The organism is Pelomicrobium sp. P1 (assembly GCF_052805615.1).
The window spans coordinates 249,629-274,692 of record NZ_JBRBEM010000001.1; the positions used below are offsets into that span (position 1 = coordinate 249,629).

The window sequence follows — 25,064 nt, forward strand, 5'->3', positions numbered from 1 at the left end:
GGAACCTCGTCCAGGGATGGGTTCCTCCCCGAGTCATGCGCTGGCGAAAATGGCCCTTATCGTGAACCCGGCAAGGTCATGTTTGATTTCTTGAAAGCGGCATCTGCCCTCCGCCTGCAGCGGCCGGGCGGCACGGGCGCCTGCGGCTTTATCCGTGCCCGGTCTCGGGAGCGGGCGTGGGTGGGAGCGAGGATGAGGAACCCGGGAACTCGATGCGAAAGCGGGTGCCTTTGCCTAGCTGGCTTTCCACGGCTATACGCCAGCCGAGCCGGTCGGCGATGGAGCGCACGATGGCGAGCCCGAGTCCGGTGCCTTCGGTACTGGCATCGTTTTGGCCGCGGTAGAAGCGGTCGAAGATCCGCGGCAGGTCGTGCTCGGCGATACCGCTGCCGGTATCGCTCACCTCTAGCACCGACCCGCGGAAGCTGACCCGAATCTGGCCATGGGAAGTATGGGCGATCGCGTTCTTCAGCAGGTTGGCGACCGTGAGCTGTAGGGCGATGCGATCGGTTTCCAGGGTGGCGCTGGCATCGACGTCGATTTCAAGGTGCACACCCGGCCGCGTCCGCAGCGTTTCCCGCAACGGCGCCAGTGCCTCATGTACCGCTTCGCGCACGTTTATCGTTTCCGCAACGGGGGTCGCAGTTTCCCGGGCGAGAAACAATAAGGCGCGGATCGATTCCTCCATGCGCGCTGCGGCGCCGGCCAGCGCTTCGACCCGCCGGCGTGCCTTGTCCGACAAGCTGGGATCCTGAACGAGCAGCTCGCAGCCGGTCTTGATGGCGGTCAGCGGCGTGCGCAGCTCGTGGCTCGCGTTGGCGGTGAACTCCTTTTCGCGACGAAGGAGTTCGGCGGCGCGGCGGTGATAGTCGGCGATCGCCTGGGCGAGACTGGCGATTTCCTCGTCCTGATAATCGGCGGCCGTCGGCGGCGCATCATCCTCGGTGCGCAACCGTGCCACGCGCCGGGCGAGATCGGTGACTTGGCGCACCAGGAGCCCCGCAACCCAGTAACCCAACAGGGCGGTGATGACCGCCATGGTGAGCACGGCGAGCACCATCAGGTGACCGAACTCCCGCACGCGTTCCTCGTGGGGGGTCGCGTCGTACACCAGGTACAACGTGGCCTCGCCCACGCGGCGGACCTCGATGTGCAGCTCGCGTCCGTTGCGCTCGAGCTCCGTGGTGCCGGGGGGCAGGTCACGGAAGGCGGCCGGTACCTGCGATCGCTCGTCAGGGGTGCGGGCGAGGTAGCCCTGGAAGTCCTCGCCTGCCGGCAGTTCGGGCACCTGCCCAAGCCGGATCTGCTCTTCGAGCCGGCGCAGCTGACCGTCCAGGATCTGGGTGACGAGATCGTCTTCCTGCTCTTCGGTGAGCATGACCACCGCCACCGACTGAACCACCACCAGGAGCAGGCTGACGGCGGCGATGGTCAGCGCGGTGCGGGTGCGCAATCCCAGCTTAGCCCGCATTTTTTCACCTACGCGCCGGGAGACCGGTGTCACGGCGCACAGAGACCCGCGGTGACCCCAAGTTCAGGCGCGGTTCGCGCGCTAGCGTGCATGGGTCGCGGGCAAGCGGTAGCCGAGACCGTGCACGGTCTCGATCGGATCGTAGCCTGCCGCGGCCGCCAGCGCCCGCCGCAGCACGTACATCTGGCTGCGCAGGGTGTCGCTCGACTCTTGGGGCTCGCCCCATATCGCGGTTTCCAGCTCGGCCCGGGAGAACACCCGGTCCGGCTGGGCCATGAGCACTTCCAGCAGGCGGATCGCCTTGGGGGGAAGCTTGACCGGCTTGCCGCTGAAGCGGACCGATAGCGTGCGGGGGTCAAAGCTGAGCTCTCCCACCTTCAGTTCGCGGTGGGTGACGCGGCCGGTGTGGCGCTTGTGCAGGGCGGTCAAGCGGGCTTCCACTTCTCGCAGGGAAAAAGGTTTGACCAGGTAATCGTCGGCGCCGTAGGAGAAACCCTCCAGCTTGTCCTCCAGGGTGTCGCGGGCGGTGAGCATGAGCACTGGCGTGTCCTTGCCCGCCTCCTCCCGCAGCTTGTGGCACAGGGTCACGCCGTCCATGCCGGGCAGGTTGAGATCCAGCAGAATGGCGTCGAAGTCGTGGGTGATGGCCAGGTGCAAGCCGGTAACGCCGTCGGCAGCGGCGTCCACCACGTGGCCCCGCGCTTCCAGGAAATCGTAGAGGTTGGTGGCGATGCTTTTATCGTCCTCGACGATCAGGATGCGCATCGCCAAAGAATGGAGCACCGGGAGCGGGTCACGCCGGCGCGGGCGGCGCCAGCCGCTGCCACCGGCCGTTGACCAGGCCCTCCATGGGCTGGAACTGGATCTTGTAAGCCATCTTGCGGCTTTCGGCGATCCAGTAGCCGAGGTAGAGGTAGGGCAGCCCCAGCTCGCGGCACAGGTGGACCTGCCACAGGATATTGTAGGTGCCGTAGCTCGCTCCCGGCACGTTGGGCTCGAAGAAGGTGTAGACCGACGACAGCCCGTCGGACAGCTCGTCGATGATGCTTACCATCCGGAGCTCCGTTCCTTCGTGGAATTCCACCAGCTTCGACGTGACGTTGCTCTGCAGGAGGAAATGGCGGTATTGCTCCCGGCTGTCCTGGTCCATGCCGCCCCCCGCGTGGCGGTGGGCCTGGTAGCGCAGGTAGAGGGCGTAATGGGCGGCGCTGTAGTGCAAGTTGTGGACGCTCGCCCGCAGGTCCCGGTGGCGCTTCCAGGCCCGGCGTTGGGAGCGGTTGGATTTGAGCTCGTCCACCACCACCCGCACCGGCACGCAGGCGCGGCAATGGTCGCAGTAGGGCCGGTAGGTGAAGGCGCCGCTACGGCGGAAGCCGGCCCGCACCAGCTCGCCGTACACCCGGGTGTCGATCAGGTGGCTCGGAGTGGCCACCTGGCTGCGAGCGAGCCGCCCCGGGAGATAGCTGCAGGGGTAGGGCGCCGTGGCGTAGAACTGGAGCACCGACAGGGGAAAGTCGTTGAGCAAAGCCATGGTCAGACCCGAAGCTCCGGTCAAGTGGGATCACGTCCGTTCATAAGCCTTCCGACCGCCCTCCCGGCTTAAGCTCCCCGTCACACCAGGTCGGCGTCGAAGCGCCATTTTCCAGTGACGCCTCCATAGTTTACCAATTCCGCCAGGCGACGCGTGAAGTCGCTGCGAGGGATCTCCCGCGCCCCCAGGGAGCGCAGATGCGGGGTGGTCATCTGGCAGTCGATCAGCCCGAAGCCCCAGCGCTCGAGCTGGCGCGCCAGGTGCACCAGGGCGATCTTGGAAGCGTCTGGAACGAGGTAGAACATGGACTCGCCGAAGAAAACCCGTCCCAGGGCCACCCCGTAGAGCCCGCCCGCCAGCTCCCCGTCGATCCAGGTCTCCACCGAGTGGGCATAGCCGGCCCGGTGCAGCCCCTCGTATGCTTCCATCATGAGGGGGGAGATCCAGGTGCCCGCCTGACCGGGCCGCGGGGCGGCGCAGGCGCCCATCACCCGGCGAAACGCGGTGTCGCAGCGGATCTCGTAGCGGCGGTGGCGCAAGGTTTTGCGCAACGAGCGGGAGATCCTGATCTCCGGCGGAAACAGCACCATGCGCGGGTCCGGGCTCCACCACAGGATGGGCTCGCCTTCGTTGAACCAGGGGAAGATCCCCCGGCGATAGGCGTCCAGGAGCCGGGCGAGGGAGAGGTCGCCGCCGGCCGCGAGCAGCCCGTTGGGGGAAGCAAGAGCGGTTTCGACCGGCGGAAACGGGGTATGGGCGTTGAGCCAGGGGATCATCCTGGAGCGGCGGGAGAGGGGCGGAGATGGAGGAGAGCGGCTGCCGTCCCGCGCGAGCGGGAACGCCTAGCAGCGCACCCGCTGCTCGCAATAACGGGCGAGTTCCGCCACCCGGGTGATCCGGGTCACCGGCGTCTTGGGCAGGGTGTCGGAGCCATGCTCCAGCACCAGGCGGAAGTCGTATTTCTGGAAGAACTCGTTGAACAGCTCCCCCCCCAGGGTGCCGACGGCGTACAACTGGTCGGCGACCGGATCGTGCTCCAGCAGGATGGCCGCCAGGGGCTGATCCGCCGGCCCGCCCACCACCCGGGCCCCGCTGGCCGGGTCGTACTCGCTGTGCTCGGCGCAGCAGTGGATCATGTTGGGCCGGGCAAAGGTGGAGCCTTCCGAGGCGCTGCGGTAGCTGATGAAGCTGATCTGTTTGGTCGGGTACGCCAGCTTGTGGGCGCAGATGGCCGAATAGGCGACGATGGAGCGCCGGGGCCCGACGCCTCCCGCCCAGACGTAGGTCTGGCCGTTACTGGTCCTGAGCCTCACGTCCCGCTGGGTGGGTTTGCCCAGGTCGAGGAGGAAGCAGGGCGTGCCGCCGAAGGGGTAGTGGAAGATGTAATTGGTGCCCGCGGCGAGGGCCGAGGCTCGGAGGGGCTTGTCCTCTAGGTCCACCAGGAGGGCCCTGGCGTAGTAGCGGGGCGATACCGCCTGGGCGGCCAGGGCCTGGGGGTTGGAGGCGGCGAGGAGCGCGCCGGCGGCGCAGGCTTTCATGAAGTGGCGGCGTTCCATGGCTGGCGGTGGAAGACCCAAACGATAGGATTAATCTAAGCCTCTGGCCGCCGCCCCTGTCAACCGGCCGGGGCAACGCCCTCCGCCCGCAGGTGCCTCAATACCCGCTCCTGCCTGCCTTGGCGACGATGAGGCCGCAGGCGATGCGGGCGCCCGCGTTGCCGTGGGGCTGGGTCTTGAAATCGTCGGGGTCGGCGTGGACGATCACGCTGCGCCCGAGGATGTTGCCCGGCCCCGAGCCGATGGAGAGGGCGTCCGTTTCCAGGGTCAGCCTGGCGTTGCCGCTGGCATCCGCCACGATGTTCCCCAGGTCGCCGGCGTGGCGATCCGGGTCGTTGGGCCCGCTGTGCTTCTTGCCATGGGGGTTGAAGTGTCCGCCGGCGCTCATGCCGTCCGGCGCGCTGCAGTCGCCCTTCTCGTGGACATGGAAGCCGTGCGGCCCGGGCTTGAGCCCCTTCACTTCGGCCACCACCAGCACCTTGTCCCCCTTCTGGGTGAAGTTCACGGTTCCGGTGACGCCGCTTCCCTTCAAGGGCTTGAGCTCGGCGACGGCGGAGGGCCCGGACTGGAAGGGAAGGTAAGCGCAGGCGGAAAGCAGCAGGGCGGAAGCGGCAGCAAGTAGCGTTTTTTTCATGGCTTTCTCCTCTTGGCGCAAAAGGAAGCGAGGCGCCTTCCCATTGTAGCCGGGCCGGCGGCTAAGGAAAGTGGTCCCCGGGCACCCGTTTAATGGGGAACCGGCAGGGCGGCGGTGGGCAAGCCCGCGGCAATCCAGGCCTTCGCGCGGCCTCTAGGATTCCGAGCGGTCCACTTCCTCCGCCAGCGCCCGCAGCGCCGGCGCCACTTCCACGGGATAGGGCGGGGCCGGGCTGAGCCCCCGCAGAGCTTCCGGCAGCCGGGCGTATTGGGCCAGGGTCCGCTCCCGGATCTCCTTGAGGGCGGGGGAAGGGCCGGTGCGGCGGCCGCCCGCCATGACCTGGACCAGCAAGGGTTCCCCCTTCTGGGGGTCGGTCTCCAGTGTGAGCACGTCCCCCGCCAGGAAGCCCTTCCCGTCGTAGCGGCGATAGACCTGCTTGCGCCCGGGCCAGGTGGCCTTCTGCTCGGAGCGCTTGCGGCGGGCCCGGCCGGCGTACTCCTGGAGCTTGTACACCGAGTCGAGGAAGGGGGCGTCGCTGGAGGTGGTGAGGCTGGTGCCGACGCCGAAGCCGTCGATAGGAGCGCCCCCCTGGACCAGGGCGGCGAGCTTCTCCTCGTCCAGGTTGCCGCTGGCGAAGATGATCGCCCGCCGCAGCCCCCCCTCGTCCAGGATGCGCCGCACGTTGCGGGCGTGGCTCGCCAGATCGCCGCTGTCGATGCGCACCCCCCGTATCTGAATGCCCTCCGCCGCCAGCTTGCGGGAGAGCTCCACCACCCGCCGGGCCGCCCGCTCCGTGTCGTAGGTGTCGATGAGCAGGATCGCGTTCTTGGGAAAGGCGCGGGCGAAGTCCTCGAAGGCCTGGGCCTCCGAATCGTGGGCCTGGATGAAGGAATGGGCCATGGTCCCATAGACGGGAATGCCGTACTTCCGCCCCGCCAGCACGGTGGCGGTGCCGTTGAACCCGGCGAGATAAGCGGCCCGGGCGGCCAAGAGCCCGGCCTCCGCCCCGTGGGCCCGCCGCAGCCCGAAGTCCACCAGGAGCTTGCCCGGGGCCGCCAGCACCGAGCGGGCAGCTTTGGAGGCCACCATGGACTGGAAGTTGACGAGGTTGATGAGCCGGGTCTCCACCAACTGGGCCTGGGGGAGCGGCGCCACCACTCGTAGGATGGGCTCGTCGGGGAAGAAGGGCGTGCCCTCGGGCATGGCGTACACGTCTCCCTCGAAACGCAGCTCGGCGAGGAAGTCCACGAAACCCGGCTTGAACAGTCCCGATTCTGCCACCCAGCGCAGGTCCTCGTCCCGGAAGCGCAGGTTTTCCAGGTACTCGAGGGCCTGCTCCAGCCCTGCCGCCACGAAAAAATTTCGCCCGGGCGAGCGCTTGCGCACGAAGAGCTCGAACACGGCGGTCGCCTGCATGCCTTGCTCCAGGTAGGCCTGGAGCATGGTGAGCTGGTACAAATCGGTGAGCAGGGGGCTCATCGAGGGGAGCGCTTCCTCAGGCCAGGTCCGCCACGGTGATGGGCACCGCCCCAGCCCGCTCCATCTCGGTCCGGGCCGCCTCTCCGTCTCCCGGCTTCACGTCCACGGCGCGGATGGCGTCGATCAGGAGCAGCACCTGGAAGCCCTGGGTCAGCGCGTCTTTTACCGTGTTCAGCACGCAGTAGTCGGTGGCGAGCCCCCCCACCACGACCCGCTTGACGCCCCGGCGCCTGAGCAGCTCCGCCAGCTCGGTACCCTGGAAGCCGGAGTAGGCGTCCCGCTCGGGGGTGGTGGCCTTGGAGATCACCACGGCGGAGGCGGGCAGCCGCAGGCCCGGGGCGAACTCGGCGCCCCGGGTCCCCGCCACGCAGTGGGGCGGCCACGGCCCGCCCTGAGCCTTGAAGGAGCAGTGGTTTTCCGGGTGCCAGTCCCGAGTGGCGAAGACGGGAAGCCCCTTGGCCTCGAACAGGACAGCGGCCCGGTTCAGGGGCTCGATCACCTGGTCCCCTTGGGGCACGGCCAAGGCCCCGCCGGGAAGAAAGTCGTTCTGCACGTCCACGACGATCAGCGCATCGCCGGGAGAAACGGTCACCGTCATGGTTCATCCTCCTGGTTGATCTGCGCGGTCCCTTCATTGTTGCGACGCAGTTGGAGGGCTCCAGGTTTCCGATTATAGGAAGGAAGATTGAGCGCGGCGAAGGGCTTGGCTCGATTCGTTGGCTCGCGTTTCAGTTCGGATCTGATCCAGGCCTTGAATTTGGTTTGGATTTGATCCAGATCAAATGCTGCGCCGCCGCAGCCGCTAGTATTCCCACCATCAGGTGGGGTAGGTCTTTAGCTCCCGCCGTACCGATTTTGCTTCGTCATCCTGGGAGAAACTCATGAAAAGAGAACTGGCAGGAATGGTCGTGGCGGGCGTGGCCCTGGCATTGCCGGTGATGAGCCACGCCGAGACAGGCGACTGGCTGGTCCGCGCTCGGGTGGTCAACATCGATCCCGACGCCGGTTCTTCCGCCGGCGGTCCCCTGGGGCTTCCCGCCGACGCCTTGGACGTGGACAACCGGGTGGCCCCGGAGGTGGATATCAGCTACTTCATCACCAAAAACATCGCCTTGGAGCTGATCCTGACCTACCCGCAGAAGCACGACGTCACCCTGATGGGAGCCGACATCGGGTCGGTCAAGCACCTTCCGCCCACCCTCACCCTGCAATACCACTTCATGCCTGATCGGGCGTTCAAGCCCTACGTGGGCGCGGGCTTCAATTACACCCGCTTCACCGACCGAGACCTCCTCAACGATACGCTGGAAGTGGAGAAGGACAGCTTCGGAGGGGCCCTGCAGGTGGGCTTCGACTATGCTCTGACCGGGAACTGGTACCTCAACGTGGACGTGAAGTACCTGTGGATCGACACCGACGTGAGGCTCAAGGCCACGGGGGCTACCGTGACCAAGCTGGATATCGATCCCTGGGTCTACGGCGTGGGGATCGGGTACCGGTTCTGAATGGGCAGCCGAGGTTTAGAATTAGAATATTATTAAATTCTAATTTATAACCGAGTACCAGGAATATTCTTGGGGGCGGAAAGGCCCCCAAGGGATTCATTCCGAAGTCTGTTGGCGCTTCGTCCAGGCCCGCCTGGGCGTGGCTGGCGGAATCCCCGCGGTGAGCGCACTCTTCTCAAACTCTGCTTCCTTGGCGGCCACCGCCTGTTTTCATTGCGGGCTTCCGGTGCCGGAAGGCCGCCGATATACGGTGCTGGTGGAGGGCGCCGCTCGCCCCCTGTGTTGCCCCGGCTGCGAGGCAGTGGCCCGCGCCATCGTGGCCGCGGGCTTGGAGAGCTACTACCGGCACCGCAGCGCGCTGCCCGCCTCGCCCCGGGAGACGCTGCCCGAGTTCCTGGGGGAGCTCGAACTCTACGATTCGCCCAAGGTGCAGCAAGGCTTCGTGCGGGCGGCGGGGAAGCACGTGCGGGAGGCCTCCCTGATTCTGGAGGGGATTCGCTGCGCGGCCTGCGTATGGCTCAACGAGCAGCACCTCGCGCGGCTGCCCGGGGTCCTCGCCGTGAGCGTGAATTACGCCACCCGGCGCGCCCGGGTGCGCTGGGACGAGACCCGGGTGCGTCTGTCCGAAATCCTCCGGGCCATCGCCGCCATCGGCTACACCGCCCATCCCTACGATCCCGGCCGGCACGAGGCGATTCTGCGCCAGGAGCGGCGGCGGGCCTTGTGGGAGCTGTTCGTCGCCGGCTTCGGCATGATGCAGGTGATGATGCTGGCGATCCCGGCCTATCTGGCCGGGGAAGGGGAGATGCCGCGGGACATCGGGGCGCTGCTGCGCTGGGGGGCGCTCCTCCTCACCGTGCCGGTGGTGGGGTTTTCCGCCGCCCGATTCTTCCGCGGCGCCTGGAACGATCTGCGGGCCCGGCGCTTAGGGATGGACGTGCCGGTGGCCCTGGGCGTCGGCCTCGCCTTCGCCGCCAGCGTCTGGGCCACCCTCGCCGGAGTAGGGGAAATCTACTTCGACTCCATCACCATGTTCGTCTTCTTCTTGCTGGGCGGCCGCTACCTGGAATGGAACGCCCGGCAGCGGGCCGCCGACGCTTCCGAGGCCCTGGCCCGCTTGAGACCCGCCATGGCGTGGAAGCTTTCCACGTACCCCGAAAGCGCCGAGGAGGCGCGGGTGGCGGTGGCGGAGCTCGTCCCGGGGGACTACGTGCGGGTGCGCCCCGGGGAAGCGGTGCCGGCAGACGGGGTGGTGGTCGAAGGCGCCACCGCCGTGGACGAGGCCCTCCTCACCGGGGAGAGTCGGCCGGTGGCGAAACGACCGGGCGATGGGGTGATCGGCGCCTCCCTCAATGTGGAGAGCCCGGTGGTGGTGCGGGTGGAACGGGTGGGGGAAGAGACGGTGCTCGCCGGCATCCTGCGGCTGCTGGATCGGGCGGCGGCGGAGAAACCCCCCATCGCGGCCCTGGCGGACCGGGTGGCGGCCGGGTTCGTGGCGGCTCTGCTCCTGGTGGCAGCGGGCGTCTTCCTTTACTGGTCCTCGGCGGCACCGGAACAGGCTCTGGGGATCACCGTGGCGGTGCTGGTGGTGACCTGCCCCTGCGCCCTGTCCCTCGCCACCCCGGCCGCTCTGGGGGCGGCCACCGCCCGGCTGGCGAGGAGGGGGCTGCTGGTGACCCGGGGGCACGCCCTCGAGACCTTGGCGAAGGCCACCCATGTGGTGTTCGACAAGACCGGTACTCTCACTGAAGGGCATCTAACGCTCGAGGAGGTCCTCCCCCTGGGGCCGCTGCCCGCCCATGGGTGCCTCGCCCTGGCCGCCGGCCTGGAGCAAGGGGCGGAGCACCCGGTCGGCCGGGCGTTGCGGGAAGCCGCCCGCGCCCGGGGCTTGGCGCTTCCCGCCGGCTCCCTTCCGGTGCGCGTGCCGGGCGCCGGGATGGAAACGGTGATCGACGGGCGCAGGCTACGCATCGGCACGCCGGAGTTCGTCGCCGAACTCGCGGGTCAGCCGACGCCGCCGGCTCTCGCGGCTTTCCTGGAACGCCATGACATCGTCGTCGTCCTGGGGCACGAAGGCGGCTATCTGGCGGCGTTCGCTTTCCGCGACGCGCTTCGCCCGGACGCCGCGGCTGCCGTGGCGCGCCTGCGGGCCGCGGGCTGCCGGGTCATGTTGCTCTCGGGCGACCGGCTTGCGGCGGTACGGCGCGTGGCCGAGCGCCTGGGCATCGATCGCCCCGTGGCCGGCGCCTCGCCCGGGGACAAGCTGGCCTTCGTTGAGCGGCTCCAGCGGGAAGGGGCGGTGGTGGCCATGGTGGGCGACGGGATCAACGACGCGCCGGTGCTCGCCCGGGCCCAGGTCTCGGTGGCGGTGGGGAAGGCGGCCCAGGCAGCCCGGGCGAGCGCGGACATGGTGCTCACGTCCGAGCGGCTCCAGGACCTGGCGGAGGGATTTACGGTGGCACGCCGCACCGTGCGCATCGTGCGCCAGAACTTCGCCTGGGCCATCGCCTACAACCTGATGGCGCTGCCCCTCGCCGTAGCGGGATTCGTCACCCCCTGGATGGCGGGCATCGGCATGGCGGGAAGCTCGCTGCTGGTAGTGCTGAACTCCCTGAGGCTGGGGCATCAGGAATCAGGGATCAGGACTAGGTCAGAAAACCGGGACGCAGGACCCTCGCTTGAAACCGCTCGCTGATGCTCCGACTCGTAACGCTGGATCTGGAATCCTGGCTTCTGATCCCTGATTCCTGAAATGGACATTTTATACCTCCTCATTCCCTTGTCCCTCACGCTGGTGCTGCTGATCGGCGCGGTGTTCTGGTGGGCGGTGAGGAGCGGGCAGTTCGACGACCTGGAGGGGCCGGCCCATCGCATCCTTATGGACGATGACCGGCCGGGGAAAGACCGGAGGGAATCCAGCCCTTGACTTGATCTAAGTCAAAAAGCGCCGGTTCCGGAACCCTTACCATCCATGCGCCCACGCGCGGCATGGGCTCGGAGCCGGGGGCCGGGAAGGCTGGAAGGTTTTTGATTGAGCAACGGGGAGAGCTTGAATGGAAGCGCAAGCCACGTACAACTACAAGGTGGTCCGCCAGTTCGCCGTCATGACCCTGGTGTGGGGCATCGTGGGCATGCTGGTGGGGGTGATTATCGCCGCCCAGTTGATCTGGCCGGATTTGACCTACGGCATCCCGTGGCTCTCTTACGGGCGGCTGCGGCCGCTGCATACCAACGCGGTGATCTTCGCCTTCGGCGGTTCCGCCCTCTTCGCCACGTCCTATTACGTGGTGCAGCGCACCTGCCACACCCGGCTCTTTTCCGATGGCCTGGCGGCGTTCACCTTCTGGGGCTGGCAGGCGGTGATCGTGGCTGCCGCCATCACCTTGCCGCTGGGCTACACCACCTCCAAGGAATACGCCGAGCTGGAATGGCCCATCGACCTCCTCATCACCCTGGTGTGGGTGGCCTACGCCATCGTGTTCTTCGGCACCATCTACAGGCGCAAAACCCCCCACATCTACGTGGCCAACTGGTTCTTCGGCGCCTTCATCCTCACCATCGCCCTGCTGCACGTGGTGAACAGCCTGGAGATCCCGGCCACCCTGTGGAAGTCCTATTCCGTCTTCAGCGGCGCCCAGGACGCCATGGTGCAATGGTGGTACGGGCACAACGCGGTAGGCTTCTTCCTGACCGCCGGCTTCCTCGGGATGATGTACTACTTCATTCCGAAGCAGGCGGGGCGGCCGGTGTACTCGTACCGGTTGTCGGTGGTGCACTTCTGGGCCCTGATCTTCACCTACATGTGGGCGGGCCCCCACCACCTGCACTACACGGCGCTGCCCGACTGGACCCAGTCGCTGGGGATGCTCTTCTCCCTGATCCTGCTGGCGCCCTCCTGGGGCGGCATGATCAACGGCATCATGACCCTGTCGGGGGCGTGGGACAAGCTGCGCACCGACCCGATCCTCAAGTTCCTGGTCACCTCCGTCTCGTTCTACGGCATGTCCACCTTCGAGGGGCCCATGATGTCGGTGAAGACGGTGAACGCCCTATCCCACTACACCGATTGGACCATCGGCCACGTGCACTCGGGCGCGCTCGGGTGGGTGGCCATGATCTCCATCGGTTCCCTCTACTACCTGATCCCGCGCATGGTGGGCCGCAGCGAGATGCATTCGGTCGGCCTGATCACGGTGCATTTCTGGGTGTCCACCATCGGCGTGGTGCTCTACATCGCCTCCATGTGGATCGCCGGGGTCACCCAGGGGCTCATGTGGCGGGCGGTGAACGACGACGGCACGCTCACTTACAGCTTCGCGGAAAGCGTGAAAGCCATGTATCCCTTCTACTCGATCCGCTTGCTGGGCGGCATCCTGTTCCTCGCCGGCATGCTGATCATGGCCTACAACGTGTGGAAGACCATGGCCGGCGCCAAGGCCGTGGACAACGTGCCGGCGCCGGTGCCGGCCGCGGCCCATTGAGGAGGGCGCCATGAGCTCGATGCACGAACGGATCGAGAAGAACCTAGCCCTCATGATCGTGCTCATCGTCCTGGTGGTGGCGGTGGGCGGGCTGGTGGAGATCGTACCGCTCTTTTTCCAGCGCTCCACCACCGAACCGGTGCCCGGGCTCAAGCCCTTCACCGCGCTCGAGCTCGCGGGCCGCGACATCTACCAGCGGGAGGGCTGCTTCAACTGCCACTCCCAGATGGTGCGGCCGTTCCGGGCGGAAGTGGAGCGCTACGGCCACTACTCGGTGGCGGGCGAGTCGGTGTACGACCACCCGTTCCTGTGGGGGTCGAAGCGCACCGGCCCGGACCTCGCCCGGGTGGGCGGGCGCTACTCCGACGAGTGGCACCGGGTCCACTTCATGAACCCGCGGGACGTGGTGCCCGAGTCCAACATGCCGGCGTATCCCTGGCTCGCCCAGGCCAAGGTGGACGGCTCCCAGGTGGCGAAGCACATGAAGGCGCTGCAGCGGATCGGCGTGCCTTACAGCGACGAGGAGATCGCCAACGCCCCCAAGGAAGTGGAGGGCAAGACCGAGATGGACGCCATCATCGCTTACCTCCAGGGGCTGGGCACGGCGTTGAGGAGCGCAAGGTGAGGCCATGGATGTGAACGACCTAAGGATCCTGGCGACCGTGCTCGCCTTCGTCTGTTTCGTGGGGATCGTCGCCTGGGCCTGGAGCGGGCGCGCCCAACGGCGGTTCGAAGAGGCCGCCCTCGCCCCCTTCGACGGCGAGGAGCGGGAGCGCATCTGCAACGAGAAGGAACAAGCGCGTCGCGGGAGGAAAAAGCAATGAGCGATTTCGTGAGCCCCTTCTGGGGCTGGTACGTGGCCGTCCTGACGCTGGCGAGCATCGTCGGCTGCGCCGTGTTCCTGTGGTTCCTGTCCAAGGCCAAGGTCAAGAAGGGGGAGGCGGTGGGCACCACGGGCCACGTGTGGGACGAGGACCTGGCGGAGTGGAACAATCCCCTGCCTAAGTGGTGGAGCAATCTCTTCTACATCACCATCGTGTTCGCCCTGATATACCTGGTGCTCTACCCGGGGCTCGGCACGTTCCAGGGCGTTTTGGGGTGGAGCTCCAAGGACCGGTTCGAGCGGGAAATGGCCAAGGCGGAGGAGACCTACGGGCCCATCTTCAACAAGTTCTTGCAGCAGGACCTGCAGGCCGTGGCGGCCGATCCCCAGGCGCGGGAGATGGGCCAGCGGCTGTTCCTCACCTACTGCGCCCAATGCCACGGCTCCGACGCTCGCGGCTCCGTGGGCTTTCCTAACCTGGCCGACGGGGACTGGCTCTACGGGGGCGATCCGGAGACGATCAAGGCGTCCATCGCCAACGGCCGGCAGGGCGTGATGCCGCCCATGATCGACGCCGTGGGCGGCCCCGAAGGGGCCAAGGCGGTGGCCCATTATGTGCTCTCCCTCTCCGGCCGGCCCCACGACGCGAAACTGGCCGAGCAGGGCAAGGAGAAGTTCGTGGTGTGCGCCGCCTGCCACGGCGCCGACGCCCAGGGCAACCCCCAGCTCGGCGCGCCCAACTTGACCGACAACGTGTGGCTCTACGGCGGAAGCGAAGCCGTCATCCTCGAGACCATCACCAAGGGGCGCACCGGGGTCATGCCGGCCTGGGGCGAGCGGCTCTCGCCGGCCAAGATCCACCTGCTCTCGGCCTACGTGTACGGGTTGTCTCGGCAGACCAAATAGAAGCCGGACGTGCAGGCCGTTTCCAGGGAGCAGGGGCGGGGGACGCCCCCGGCGGGAAAAAGGGAACATGAGGGAGGGGAGGCGGCGACACCCAGGCCGCCGCCTCCCCTCGTGGCATTGAGGCGGGGCGGCTCGTCGCCCGTGAAAGGGATTGGACAGTTGGATCGGCCGGTTCAAAAGGTAAACGCTTCGGGGACGGACGACAGCCTCGAAGTCGCCCTGTACGAGGTCCGCAAGAAGATCTACCCGCGGGCGGTCTCGGGCGTCCTCGCCAACTGGCGCATCGCCTTGGTGGCGCTCACCCAGCTCGTGTTCTACGGGCTGCCCTGGCTCACCTGGAACGACCGGCAGGCGGTGCTGTTCGATCTCGCCCACCGCAAGTTCTACATCTTCGGCATCGTCTTTTGGCCCCAGGACTTCATCCTGCTCACGGCGCTTCTGGTGATCTCGGCCCTGGCGCTGTTCCTGTTCACCGCCGTCGCCGGCCGCCTGTGGTGCGGCTTCGCCTGCCCCCAGACGGTGTACACGGAAATCTTCCTGTGGATCGAGCAGTGGGTCGAGGGCGACCGGATGAAGCGCATGAAGCTGGACCAGGCGCCCACGAGCTGGCGCAAGCTGCGCGTCAAGGCTGCCAAGCACGGCCTGTGGATCGCCTTCTCCCTCTGGACCGGCATCACCTTCGTGGGCTACTTCACCCCGATCCGGGAGCTGCTCGGGGAGCTCGCACGATTCTCCCCGGGGCCGTGGGAGACCTTCTGGGTGCTGTTCTACGGCTTCGCCACCTACGGCAACGCCGGCTGGATGCGGGAGCAGGTGTGCAAGTACATGTGCCCCTACGCCCGCTTTCAGAGCGTGATGTTCGACCCGGACACGCTGATCGTCACCTACGACTACAACCGGGGCGAGCCCCGGGGGGCGCGCTCCCGCTCCGCCGACCGGAAGGCCCTGGGGCTCGGCGACTGCGTGGATTGCGGCATCTGCGTGCAGGCCTGCCCCACGGGCATCGACATCCGCAACGGCCTTCAGTACGAGTGCATAAGCTGTGGCGCGTGCATCGACGGCTGCAACCAGGTGATGGACAAGATGGGCTACCCCCGGGGGCTCATCCGTTTCTCCACCGAAAACGCCATCGAGGGAAAATATTCGGACCGGGACATCGTGAAACACCTGCCGCGGCCCCGGGTGCTGATCTACTCGGCCATCCTCCTCGCCCTGGTGGCGGCGGTGGCGGCCACCCTCTATTTCCGGGTGCCGCTCAAGGTCAACGTGATCCGCGACCGGGCGACCCTGGTGCGGGAGGCGGAGGACGGGCGGCTGGAGAACGTGTATCGGCTGCAGATCTTCAATACTACCGAGCGGCCGCGGCGGTACACCGTCACCGCCAGCGGCATCGACGGGCTCGAGCTGAAAGGGGAACCCCAGCCGATCCAGGTGGAAGGGGCCTCGTCCCGCACGCTGTCGGTGCGGCTGCTGGCCGAGCGGACGGCGGTGCAGAAGGGCGCGAACCCGGTGGTGTTTCGCGTGCAGGCGGTGGACGACGAGCGGGTGAGGACCGATGAGAAATCCAGCTTCATCGCCCGCTGAGGGGCGGGAGCGGTGGCCGGGGGCGCGCCCCTGGTACCGGGAGCCCTGGGTGTGGGGGCTGTTCGCCGGACCCGCGGCGGTGGTCGCGGCCGGCTTCGTGACCCTATGGATCGCGGTGAAGAGCGACGACGGCCTGGTGGTGGAGGACTACTACCAGCAGGGGCTCGCCATCCACCAGGTGCTGGACCGGGAGCGGGCCGCCCTTCGCCGGGGCGTGACCGCGCAAGTGCGGCTGGAGGAGGGCGGACGCAGCGTGGCGGTCGAGCTCGCGGTGAAAGACGGCGGGCCGCCGGCGGCGCTGGTGCTCAAGGTGATCCATCCGACCCGGGCGGGCTTCGACCAGACGCTGCGGCTCGCCCCCGCGGGCAAGGGCGAGTTCCGCGGCGCGCTCTCGCCCCCGGCTCCCGGGCGCTGGGTGTTGAGCCTCGAGGACGACGGCGGCACCTGGCGGCTCACGGGTTCCCTCTGGTATCCCGAGCAACCGGCGGTGCGGCTCGTGCCGCCGCCCGCTTCATCCTGATCGAAGGAGCGAGAACGACATGTCTCCGGCATTGGAACTGCTGCTCAACTCAGATTTCGGCCGCTTGAGCCTGTTCACCATCGGCTTCATCATCGCCATGGGGATTTTCCTGCTGGTATGGCTCGCCCGAAAGTCCCGAGGTCCCAAGCCATGAGCTGCCCGAGCCTGCCGCAGGCAGCGGAAACCCAGGAGCTAGGCAGCTTCGGGCGGCGATTGATCTGGATCCTGTGGCCATCGTTCATCGTGGGCGGGATCGGGGAGGCGATTTTCTTCAGCCTGTTCGACCCCATGGAGCTGCCCTTCAGCGACACCCTGCTGCCGGGCGGCCAGACGCTGGGGGAAAACCGCCTGATGGTCTACACCATCGGCTTCTTCCTCTTCTGGGCCTTCGCCGCCGCCTCCAGCGCCCTCACCTGCTTCTTCCAGCGCACCTCCGCCGAAATCAACCGCTGCCCGCTCGCGCCCGCGGAGCGGCCGCCGGGTTGCCCCAAGCGGGAGGAGCCGGGGGTGCCGCGCTGTGATGGATGATTTACCACGCAGGTTAAACCTCAAAAGCGCCTAGCGCAGCACGCAGGGCCCGATGAAGGCGTTGAGCCCCGCGGGGTCGAGGATCTGGATCGCCTTGTTGTGCACCCGGATGAGGCGCTCCTGCTGGAACTTGGAAAAGAGGCGGCTCACGGTCTCCAGCTTCAGGCCCAGGTAGCTGCCGATCTCCTCCCGGGTCATGCGCAGGTTGAATGCGGAAGGCGAGTAGCCGCGGGCCTGGAAGCGCTGGGAGAGGTTCACCAGGAAGGCGGCCAGGCGCTCCTCCGCCTTCATGCTGCCCAGGAGCAGCATGACCCCCTGGTCGCGAACGATCTCCCGGCTCATCATCTTGTGCAGATGGCGCTGCAGCGACGGCATTTCCCGCGACAAGGTCTCCAGCTCGGAGAAGGGGACCTCGCAGGTCTCGCTGTCCTCCAGCGCGACGGCGCTGCAGGGATGCCGGTCCGAGCTGATGGCGTCCAGCCCCATCACCTCCCCCATCATGTGAAAGCCGGTCACCTGCTCGCGCCCGTCCTCGGACAGCAGGTAGGTCTTGAAGAAACCGGAACGCACGGCGAAGAGGGCGTCGAAACCCTCCCCTGCCCGGTAGAGGTGCTCGCCCCGCTTCACGCGGCGGCGTCGGTACACCACCGCGTCCAGGCGCTCCACCTCCTCCCGGGTGAGCCCGATGGGCAGGCAAAGCTCCTGGAGGTTGCAGGCGCTGCACGCGGTGCGCAGCGCCGTGAGGCTGATGCCCTTGACGGGGGGCGGGGCGGCCATAGGCGGGTGCTGCAGGGCGATCCCGGGCGGGGTCCTGGAACGAAGATAAACGAATTCTAATGCACCGCATCCCGTTGATCTAGATCAAAGGCTCTTCGGCTGCCGGTGGCATAGTAGGGGGCCTATGGGAACCGTCTTGCACATCGCCGCGATGCACCGATCCGAACACCAGGCAGTTTTCCAAAGCGCGCCGCCCCTGCCGGCCTTCGATGCCGAGCTGATCCGCCGCTTCGACGTGAGCGGCCCCCGGTACACTTCGTACCCGACCGCCGACCGCTTTGTCGAAGCCTACGATGAGGCCGCGTATCGGGCCTGGGCCGCGAAGCGCAACATCGGCGGCATCCGCCGGCCCCTTTCCCTCTACGTGCACATCCCGTTCTGCGACACGGTCTGTTTCTATTGCGCGTGCAACAAGATCATCACTCGGAACCGCCGCCGTGCCGTCAGCTATCTCGGGTACCTGCGCAAGGAGCTGGACCTGCAGGCGGCCCTGTTTGCCGGGGACAACGAGGTGCATCAGCTCCATTTCGGCGGCGGCACGCCCACCTATCTCTCGGACGAGCAGCTCGGCGGCTTGATGCAGGACATCCGCTCCCGCTTTGCCCTGTCGCCCCAGGGGGAATATTCCATCGAGATCGACCCGCGCAAGGTGGGCCCGCATACGGTGCGGGTTCTGGCGGAGCTCGGCTTCAACCGCGTGAGCCTCGGCGTCCAGGACCTGGACCCCCAGGTGCAGCGGGCGGTGAACCGCATCCAGAGCGAGGCCCAGACGGTGGCCGTGATCGAGGCTGCCCGGGCCCACGGATTCCGCTCGGTGAGCCTGGACCTGATCTACGGGCTGCCGAAGCAGACGGTGGCGGGCTTCGCTCACACGCTGGAGCGGGTGATCGCGGCGAACCCGGACCGCATCGCCCTCTATAACTACGCCCACCTGCCCCATGTCTTCAAAACCCAGCGGCAGATCGATCCGGCCGAGCTGCCCAGCCCCGACGAGAAGCTGGAAATCTTCAAGCTCGCCATCGAGCGCTTGACCGCCGCGGGATACCTCTACATCGGCATGGACCATTTCGCCAAGCCGGACGACGAGCTGGCGGTGGCTCAGCACCAGGGCCGCCTGCACCGCAACTTCCAGGGCTACTCCACCCACGCAGGGTGCGATCTGGTGGGGCTGGGGGTCTCGGCCATCGGCATGATCGGGCCCACCTACGCCCAGAACCATCGCGCGCTGCAGGAGTATTACGAAGCCCTGGACGACGGGCGGCTGCCCATCATGCGTGGGCTGGAGCTTTCCGCCGACGATCTCCTGCGGCGGGCGGTGATCCAGGCCCTCATCTGCCATTTCGAGCTTTCCTTCGAGCCCATCGAAAGCGGCTATCTCATCGATTTCCGCCGCTACTTCCAGCGGGAGCTGGAAGCGCTGAGGGAGCTGGAGCGCTGGGGCCTGGTGACCCTGGAGGACGACTGGATCGGCGTTACCCCCCGGGGCCGGCTGCTGGTGCGCCACGTGTGCATGGTGTTCGACAAGTACCTCCAGTCCGACCTCCAGCGCACCCGTTATTCGAAAGTGATATGAGAATCTATTCGCCACAGAGGCATAGAGAAAGAAGAGAAGGAAGTTTTCGACGCGAAGGGCGCAAAAGGCGCGAAAGAAGGAAATCTTTATTGCAGGATTGGTTTTTATTTGCGCTCTCTGCGCCTCTGTGGTTCAAGATCCTAAACAATGACCTCGGAGTTTCTTTCGGTGTTCCTGGTGGGGCTGCTTGGCGGCACCCACTGCGTGGGCATGTGCGGCGGCATCGTGGGCGTCCTTTCCCTCAGCGCGGGCGAAGCGGGAGTGGGGCGCCGGGCGGGGCTGCAGGCGGCCTACAACGTGGGGCGCATCGCCAGCTACGGGGTGGCGGGGGCGGTGGCGGGCGCAGCCGGCTCCGCGGGGCTCCTGGCCGAAGGGCTGATTCCCGTGCAGCAGGGCCTGTATGCTAGCGCGAACCTGATGCTGATCGCCCTGGGGCTCTATATGGCGGGTCTGTGGCGCGGCGTGGCCCACCTGGAGCGCGCCGGCGGCCTGCTTTGGCGCCGGCTCCAGCCGTGGACGGCCCGGATGCTGCCCATCGACAGCCTGCCGCGGGCGTTTGCCGCCGGCACGGTGTGGGGGTGGCTGCCCTGCGGGCTAGTCTACAGCGTGCTCTTCACCGCACTCCTCTCGGCGAGCCCGGTCACCGGCGCCCTCATCATGCTGGCCTTCGGGGCGGGTACGCTTCCGAACCTGATGGCCATGGGCTGGTTCGCCGGGAGCCTGAAGGGTTTTCTGCAGCGTCCCTGGGTGCGCTACGGGGCGGGTGCGGCGATCGTGGCGTTCGGCATTACCGGGCTCCTGCGGCTCCCGAACCTACCCCTCGGCATCGCCGAGTTCTGCCGCTCCTAGCCTGGCGTTGCCTGGTCGAAAAACCGTGCCCGGCGGGCGCCATGATCAGGCGAGGCGCATGGCTTCGCTCGGCTGCGCCGCTTCGGCGTCCCGGGCCGGGGCGTACATATAGGCGCGGGTCCACGGCAGAGGGCTCTCGCCCGCCCGGGCGGGCTTGAAGGCGAGGACCTGCTGGATCGTCACCCAGCCCTGCTCGAAGGCGTGGGCGCAGCCGGCGAGATACACGCGCCAGATGCGCAGCCGCCTCTCGCCCGCGATGGCCGCCGCCCGGGCCCGGTTCTGCTCCAGCCGCTCCGCCCAGTGCCAGAGGGTCTTGGCGTAGTGCAGCCGCAGGGTTTCCACGTCGGCCACTTCCAGCCGCTGGGCGGACATCTCCCGGATCGCCAGCGACAGGTGGGGGAGTTCCCCGTGGGGGAAGACGTATTTCTCGATGAACTCGCCTCCGCCTAAGGGGGACCAGCGGCTGTCGGGATCGCCGGCGGTGATGCCGTGGTTGAGCGCAATGCCGCCGGGCTTGAGCAGCCGCTGGATGACGCCGAAGTAGCGGGGCAGATTCTTCAGCCCCACGTGCTCGAACATGCCCACGCTGGCGATCTTGTCGAACGCCGCCTCCCCCGGCACGTCCCGGTAGTCCTGCAGCAGAACGCGGCAGCGGCCGGAGAGACCCTCCTCCTCGATGCGCTTTGCGGCGTACTCGTACTGGTACCGCGACAGGGTGATGCCGATGGCATCGACCCCGTAGTGCCTGGCGGCCCAGCGGATCAGCCCGCCCCAGCCGCAGCCGATGTCGAGGAATTTCTCGCCGGGCCGCAGCATGAGCTTGCGGCAGATGTGATCCAGCTTCTGCTCCTGGGCGGTGTGGATGTCCTCGTCTCCCGTCTTGAAGTAGGCGCAGGAGTAGACCATGTGGCGGTCCAGCCACAGGGCGTAGAAGTCGTTGGAGACGTCGTAGTGGTACTGGATCGCCTTCCGGTCCGTGCGCCGGGAATGGGCCCAGCGCCACACGGGCAAGCGGCCCTGGCCGGCGCCCGCGTAGGCGGCGAGGCGCGTGGCGGCGCCGATCACGTCCCTCAAGGGCCCTTCCACGTCCACGTGGCCTTCCACATAGGCCTCCCCCAGCTTGGCGAGGGTCGGGCGCAGGAAGTAGCGGGCCGCCGCCGGGGCGTTCAGGCGCAGCAACACCGTGGCATGGGGCGAAAGCTCGACCGCGCGGCCGTTCCACAGCTCCACCCGTAGCGGAAGGGCGCCTTTCTCTTTCAGGCCTTCCAGGAATCCTTCGATCTTTTTTTCGAAGAGCATGCGTCCCCCTCGGCGGCAGCGACCGGGACAGTTTAGAGCACCGGCCGCGGAGCGCGCCAGATGGTCGCGGCGGTTCTTCCTGTTCAGTCGCGGAAGCGCACGGTGACCCGCGCGCCGCCTAGGGGCGAGCGGTCGATGGCGACGGCGCCGTCGTAGGCGCTGGCCACGTCCCGCACCACGGCGAGACCGATGCCGTGGCCAGGCACCGTCTCGTCGGCCCGCACGCCTCGCTCGAGGAGCCGCTGGGCCTCCCCCGGCTCGATCCCGGGACCGTCGTCCTCTACTGTGAGGGAAAGCCCCTCCTCGCTCCTCGCGGCGGCGACCCGCACCTGGGAGCGGCACCACTTGTAGGCGTTGTCCAGGAGGTTCCCGAGCACCTCCATCAGGTCGTCCTCGGCGCCCCGGAACACCTCCTGGGCCTCCACCGCCACGGTGGTGCCCACGGGCTTGTCCCGGTGGACCTTGGCCAGGGTGGCGATCAGGCGCTCGGCCATCGGCCGCACCGCCACCGGGCCGCTGAAGGTGGCGGCCCGTCCCGCCGCGGCGCGCTGGAGGTGGTACTCCACCAGACGCCCCATGCGGTCGAGCTGCTCGCCCAGCGCCGCCGGGGAAGGAGGGGCGGACCCGTCCGGATCGCTCATGCTCCGGAGCACCGCCAGGGGGGTCTTCAGGCTGTGGGCCAGATCCGCAAGCGCGTTCTTGAGCTTCTTCTGCTGGGCCCGCTCGTGGGTGAGGAGGGCGTTGATGTTTTCGGTGAGGAGCTTGAGCTCCTCCGGATATTCTCCCCTGAGATGCTCCTGGCGTCCGGCCTGGACCGCGGCCACTTCGGCGGCCACGCGCCGCAGGGGTTTCAGTCCCCAGCGCAGCACCAGCCACAGCACCGCGAGGAGCAGCACGGAGAGGGCGGCGAGCCACCCCCCCAGGGCGGTGCGGTAGCGACGGATCTGCTGCAGATACTCGGTCAGGTCCTCGGCGACGCTGAAGGTGAGATCCCGGGGATTGGCGCCGATGGCCCAGCGCACCCCCAGGCTCTGGACGACGTAGTCCTCCCCGGCGGCGTCCGTGCGCCGCTCGAAGCGCCGCGCGCCGGGGGGAAGGCCGCTTGCGAAGGGAACGTCGAGCCCGAGGGCGGAAGGGGAACGCCACAGCACTGCGCCGCCGGCGTCGGCCACCTGGGCGTAGAGCCCGGAACCGGGGAGGCTCAGCCGCGGCTCGGGCAGCGGTTCGGGCAGGATGAGCCGGCCCTCCGCGTCTTCCTCGGCCGCTCCGAGGAGGAGGTAAATCTGGGCGAGGAGGCGTTCCCGGCGCGCCGATTCGGCGCTTTCCCGGAACGCCTGCTCCAGGGCGACGCTGGTGAGGGTGACGAACGCCGCGAGCACCAGCGCGGCGGACAGCGCCACGCGCCGGTGCAGGGACATCATGAGGCGTCGCTTTCCAGGACGAAGCGGTAGCCCCGGCCCCGCAGGGTCTCTATGGGGGAGAGCGCCCCTTCCGGGTCCAGCTTGCGCCGCAGCCGCCCCACCAGCACCTCCAGCACGTTGCTGTCCCGGTCCTCGTCGTGGGGATAGAGGACGTCGGAAAGCTCCGCCTTGGAGATCACCTTGTTGCGGTGGGTCACCAGGTATTCCAGGAGCCGGTACTCGTAGGGCGTGAGGTCCACGTCCACACCGTTCACGCTCACCTTCTGGGCGGCCAGATCGACCCGGAGGGGGCCGCATTCCACGGTCTGGGAGGCGGTGCCGGCGGCGCGGCGGATCAGGGCCTTGACCCGCGCCAGCAGCTCCTCCATCTGAAAGGGCTTGGTGAGATAGTCGTCGGCCCCGGCCTCCAGCCCTTCCACCTTGTCTTGCCAGCGGCCCCGGGCGGTGAGCACCAGGATGGGCAGCAGCCGCCCCCCCGAGCGCAGCCGTCGGATGATCTCCAGCCCCGGGATGCCCGGCAGCCCCAGATCCACGATGGCCGCGTCGTAGGGGTATTCGCTGGCGAGGTAAAGGCCTTCCGCGCCGTCGCCGGTGCCGTCCACCTGGTAGCCCTCCCGGGCGAGGCGCTCGGTCACCTGGCGGCGCAGGTCGGCTTCGTCTTCGATGACCAGGAGGCGCACTTGAGACAGGTTTGCGGCCTTGCGAGACGGAAAAGCAGGGGAGCCGGTCCCTTCATCGGGACGGCTCAGCGTTTCCCCCGCCCGTTGCCCGGGCCCACGTCGTAGTAGCGGACCTCCCCCTCCGGGGTGAGGATGCGCACCCGGTAGCCCTCCCGGTCGTCTCGGCGGGAACGCTCCTCGATGGAGAGCACCCGGCCGCCGGTCTCCCGACGGGCCCGCTCCGCCGCCTCGTCCCGGGGGGAACGGGAGCCCCGGTCCCGCCTGTCCACCCGGTAGAAGTCCCCGGGCGGGACCTCGCGGGACTCGTAGCGCCGGTAGTAGCGCTCCGACCGGTCATCGCGGGGGTCGAAACGGTCGTGGTCGGCCCAGGCGGCGGTCGCCGCCAGGGCGATTCCGAGCCCGGCGGCGAGCCAGGCGGAGGCCGACAACCCTTTTTTCCGCGTCACGAGGACAACTCCCGGCGGTTCAAACGAACTTTAACAGAAAGGCGGCCCTGCCGGCTTCCTCCCGCCACGGGCCGCCTGGGGCTTCACTCGGCGGGCTCCACGGACACCCGCACCCGCAGGCGGGGGCCCGGATCATAGGGCAGCACCGTGGTGTAGGTGCGGCCCGCGTACTGGTAGGTCACTTCGTAGCCCGCGATGCGCTTCTCCCACCGGTCCACCACCCGGCAACGCTGCACGTCGTGGGGCGGCTCGTAGGCGTAGGCCTCGTTCCGGGAGAGCTCCGCGCCCACGATGGTGCCGGCCACCGCGCCGGCGCCGATGGCCACATGCTTTCCGCTGCCCTTGCCCACGGTGGAGCCCAGGAGGCCGCCCGCGATGCCGCCGATGATGGGACCGAGGTAGTTGTCGGGCCCGCGGGTTTCCCGGTAGCCGCCGGGAACGCGCTCGGTCCAGCATTCTTCCCGCGGGACGTTTATCCGTTCATAGCGGGGGGTGACGCTTTTCACCTTGGCGTAATCGAAGTCCTCGTAGGCCTCGTAGGACCAGGCCGGGGCGGTGGCCAGGGTTAGCATCGTGGCCAAAGCGATCTTTTTCTTCCACATGGCAACCTCCTTTCTTTTCACGCGCTGGGTGGCTCAGAAACTGCCGCGCCAGATGATGGTGAAATCACTGCCGTAGCGGTCGTAGTGCCGCGGATAGTAATAATGGTGGTACTCCTTGTAGTACGGCCGGTAGATGATCCTCGGCGGCCCGTAATCGTAGTAGTGATAGTGGTAGTACCGGTGCCCGGGAGGCACCCAGTCGTGGTGCTTCCAGTGATGGCGCTTCTTCCAATGGTCGTGCTTCCAGTGGTGCTTGGGGTGCCAGTCTCCGCCGTCGGCTTGAGCCACCGCCGGAGCACCCAGGCCGGCCACCAGCGCCAGGGCGGATCCCAGCAGGGCGAGCTTGCGAATCCCTTTCATTTCAAGCCTCCTTTACCAGTCTTTTTCCAGTTTTCTACG

General features: G+C 67.6%; 28 protein-coding genes. 13 read left to right on the forward strand and 15 right to left on the reverse strand.

Annotation, left to right across the window (positions count from 1 at the left end; genetic code table 11):
- Positions 1–148 precede the first annotated feature (148 nt).
- From ACUVYZ_RS01230 to ACUVYZ_RS01265, 8 genes are all read right to left on the reverse strand, one after another.
- Positions 149–1,471: a sensor histidine kinase gene (locus ACUVYZ_RS01230; protein WP_439932635.1), complete on the reverse strand. Its 1,323-nt coding sequence runs from the start codon at positions 1,469–1,471 to the stop codon at positions 149–151.
- Between the two features lie 81 nt (positions 1,472–1,552).
- Entirely contained in the window at positions 1,553–2,236 is a 684-nt protein-coding gene (locus ACUVYZ_RS01235) for a response regulator transcription factor (protein ID WP_439932783.1), read from the reverse strand.
- Between the two features lie 28 nt (positions 2,237–2,264).
- Positions 2,265–3,002, reverse strand: a complete 738-nt coding sequence (locus tag ACUVYZ_RS01240; RefSeq protein ID WP_439932636.1) for an arginyltransferase — start codon at positions 3,000–3,002, stop codon at positions 2,265–2,267.
- Between the two features lie 80 nt (positions 3,003–3,082).
- On the reverse strand, positions 3,083–3,778 hold the full coding sequence (gene aat, locus ACUVYZ_RS01245) for a leucyl/phenylalanyl-tRNA--protein transferase (RefSeq protein WP_439932637.1): 696 nt from the start codon (positions 3,776–3,778) through the stop codon (positions 3,083–3,085).
- Between the two features lie 66 nt (positions 3,779–3,844).
- Complete coding sequence (locus ACUVYZ_RS01250) at positions 3,845–4,540, reverse strand: hypothetical protein (RefSeq protein ID WP_439932638.1); 696 nt, start codon at positions 4,538–4,540, stop codon at positions 3,845–3,847.
- A 115-nt stretch (positions 4,541–4,655) separates the two neighbouring features.
- Positions 4,656–5,192: a superoxide dismutase family protein gene (locus ACUVYZ_RS01255; RefSeq protein WP_439932639.1), complete on the reverse strand. Its 537-nt coding sequence runs from the start codon at positions 5,190–5,192 to the stop codon at positions 4,656–4,658.
- A 153-nt stretch (positions 5,193–5,345) separates the two neighbouring features.
- Complete coding sequence (locus tag ACUVYZ_RS01260; RefSeq protein WP_439932640.1) at positions 5,346–6,671, reverse strand: nicotinate phosphoribosyltransferase; 1,326 nt, start codon at positions 6,669–6,671, stop codon at positions 5,346–5,348.
- 16 nt (positions 6,672–6,687) lie between these two features.
- Entirely contained in the window at positions 6,688–7,269 is a 582-nt protein-coding gene (locus ACUVYZ_RS01265) for an isochorismatase family protein (RefSeq protein WP_439932641.1), read from the reverse strand.
- Positions 7,270–7,552: 283 nt separating this feature from the next.
- Between ACUVYZ_RS01265 and ACUVYZ_RS01270 the strand changes: the two genes are divergently transcribed.
- The 11 genes from ACUVYZ_RS01270 to ACUVYZ_RS01320 all read left to right on the forward strand — a co-directional run bounded on the left by ACUVYZ_RS01270 (position 7,553) and on the right by ACUVYZ_RS01320 (position 17,018).
- Positions 7,553–8,176: an OmpW/AlkL family protein gene (locus ACUVYZ_RS01270; RefSeq protein ID WP_439932642.1), complete on the forward strand. Its 624-nt coding sequence runs from the start codon at positions 7,553–7,555 to the stop codon at positions 8,174–8,176.
- A gap of 160 nt (positions 8,177–8,336) precedes the next feature.
- On the forward strand, positions 8,337–10,871 hold the full coding sequence (locus ACUVYZ_RS01275) for a heavy metal translocating P-type ATPase (RefSeq protein ID WP_439932643.1): 2,535 nt from the start codon (positions 8,337–8,339) through the stop codon (positions 10,869–10,871).
- Between the two features lie 57 nt (positions 10,872–10,928).
- Positions 10,929–11,102, forward strand: a complete 174-nt coding sequence (gene ccoS / locus ACUVYZ_RS01280; protein ID WP_439932644.1) for a cbb3-type cytochrome oxidase assembly protein CcoS — start codon at positions 10,929–10,931, stop codon at positions 11,100–11,102.
- A 127-nt stretch (positions 11,103–11,229) separates the two neighbouring features.
- Positions 11,230–12,657, forward strand: coding sequence for a cytochrome-c oxidase, cbb3-type subunit I (ccoN, locus tag ACUVYZ_RS01285; protein WP_439932645.1), 1,428 nt, complete (start codon positions 11,230–11,232; stop codon positions 12,655–12,657).
- Positions 12,658–12,667: 10 nt separating this feature from the next.
- On the forward strand, positions 12,668–13,282 hold the full coding sequence (gene ccoO, locus ACUVYZ_RS01290; protein WP_439932646.1) for a cytochrome-c oxidase, cbb3-type subunit II: 615 nt from the start codon (positions 12,668–12,670) through the stop codon (positions 13,280–13,282).
- A gap of 4 nt (positions 13,283–13,286) precedes the next feature.
- Entirely contained in the window at positions 13,287–13,481 is a 195-nt protein-coding gene (locus tag ACUVYZ_RS01295) for a cbb3-type cytochrome oxidase subunit 3 (RefSeq protein WP_439932647.1), read from the forward strand.
- Positions 13,478–14,386: a cytochrome-c oxidase, cbb3-type subunit III gene (gene ccoP / locus ACUVYZ_RS01300; RefSeq protein ID WP_439932648.1), complete on the forward strand. Its 909-nt coding sequence runs from the start codon at positions 13,478–13,480 to the stop codon at positions 14,384–14,386. The genes ACUVYZ_RS01295 and ccoP overlap by 4 nt, the downstream gene beginning before the upstream one ends.
- 141 nt (positions 14,387–14,527) lie before the next feature.
- Positions 14,528–15,970 carry a cytochrome c oxidase accessory protein CcoG gene (ccoG, locus tag ACUVYZ_RS01305; RefSeq protein ID WP_439932649.1) on the forward strand — a complete coding sequence of 481 codons (1,443 nt, stop codon included), beginning with the start codon at positions 14,528–14,530 and terminating at the stop codon, positions 15,968–15,970.
- A complete protein-coding gene (locus ACUVYZ_RS01310; RefSeq protein ID WP_439932650.1) occupies positions 15,942–16,490 on the forward strand; it encodes a FixH family protein in 549 nt (182 codons plus the stop codon). The genes ccoG and ACUVYZ_RS01310 overlap by 29 nt, the downstream gene beginning before the upstream one ends.
- Before the next feature lie 19 nt (positions 16,491–16,509).
- Entirely contained in the window at positions 16,510–16,644 is a 135-nt protein-coding gene (locus tag ACUVYZ_RS01315) for a DUF3149 domain-containing protein (protein ID WP_439932651.1), read from the forward strand.
- On the forward strand, positions 16,641–17,018 hold the full coding sequence (locus tag ACUVYZ_RS01320) for a hypothetical protein (RefSeq protein ID WP_439932652.1): 378 nt from the start codon (positions 16,641–16,643) through the stop codon (positions 17,016–17,018). Before ACUVYZ_RS01315 ends, ACUVYZ_RS01320 begins: the two co-directional genes overlap by 4 nt.
- Before the next feature lie 30 nt (positions 17,019–17,048).
- Here ACUVYZ_RS01320 and fnr read toward each other — a convergent pair whose 3' ends face one another.
- A complete protein-coding gene (gene fnr, locus ACUVYZ_RS01325; protein WP_439932653.1) occupies positions 17,049–17,795 on the reverse strand; it encodes a fumarate/nitrate reduction transcriptional regulator Fnr in 747 nt (248 codons plus the stop codon).
- A 151-nt stretch (positions 17,796–17,946) separates the two neighbouring features.
- On the opposite strand from fnr, the gene hemN reads away from it, so the two are divergent.
- Positions 17,947–19,368: an oxygen-independent coproporphyrinogen III oxidase gene (hemN, locus tag ACUVYZ_RS01330; RefSeq protein WP_439932784.1), complete on the forward strand. Its 1,422-nt coding sequence runs from the start codon at positions 17,947–17,949 to the stop codon at positions 19,366–19,368.
- Between the two features lie 147 nt (positions 19,369–19,515).
- Positions 19,516–20,217, forward strand: coding sequence for a sulfite exporter TauE/SafE family protein (locus tag ACUVYZ_RS01335; protein WP_439932654.1), 702 nt, complete (start codon positions 19,516–19,518; stop codon positions 20,215–20,217).
- A 45-nt stretch (positions 20,218–20,262) separates the two neighbouring features.
- On the opposite strand, the gene ACUVYZ_RS01340 is transcribed toward ACUVYZ_RS01335, so the two are convergent.
- The 6 genes from ACUVYZ_RS01340 to ACUVYZ_RS01365 form a co-directional block, all read right to left on the reverse strand.
- The gene (locus ACUVYZ_RS01340; protein ID WP_439932655.1) at positions 20,263–21,516 is read right to left on the reverse strand and encodes a class I SAM-dependent methyltransferase; all 1,254 of its coding nucleotides are present in this window, start codon (positions 21,514–21,516) and stop codon (positions 20,263–20,265) included.
- Positions 21,517–21,599: 83 nt separating this feature from the next.
- A complete protein-coding gene (locus tag ACUVYZ_RS01345) occupies positions 21,600–22,937 on the reverse strand; it encodes an ATP-binding protein (RefSeq protein ID WP_439932656.1) in 1,338 nt (445 codons plus the stop codon).
- Positions 22,934–23,617 carry a response regulator transcription factor gene (locus ACUVYZ_RS01350; RefSeq protein WP_439932657.1) on the reverse strand — a complete coding sequence of 228 codons (684 nt, stop codon included), beginning with the start codon at positions 23,615–23,617 and terminating at the stop codon, positions 22,934–22,936. Before ACUVYZ_RS01350 ends, ACUVYZ_RS01345 begins: the two co-directional genes overlap by 4 nt.
- 65 nt (positions 23,618–23,682) lie before the next feature.
- Positions 23,683–24,063, reverse strand: a complete 381-nt coding sequence (locus ACUVYZ_RS01355; protein ID WP_439932658.1) for a PepSY domain-containing protein — start codon at positions 24,061–24,063, stop codon at positions 23,683–23,685.
- 83 nt (positions 24,064–24,146) lie between these two features.
- On the reverse strand, positions 24,147–24,665 hold the full coding sequence (locus ACUVYZ_RS01360) for a glycine zipper 2TM domain-containing protein (protein WP_439932659.1): 519 nt from the start codon (positions 24,663–24,665) through the stop codon (positions 24,147–24,149).
- 33 nt (positions 24,666–24,698) lie between these two features.
- Positions 24,699–25,025 (reverse strand): hypothetical protein, encoded by a 327-nt coding sequence (locus ACUVYZ_RS01365; protein ID WP_439932660.1) that lies wholly within the window; start codon positions 25,023–25,025, stop codon positions 24,699–24,701.
- Positions 25,026–25,064: the final 39 nt, after the last annotated feature.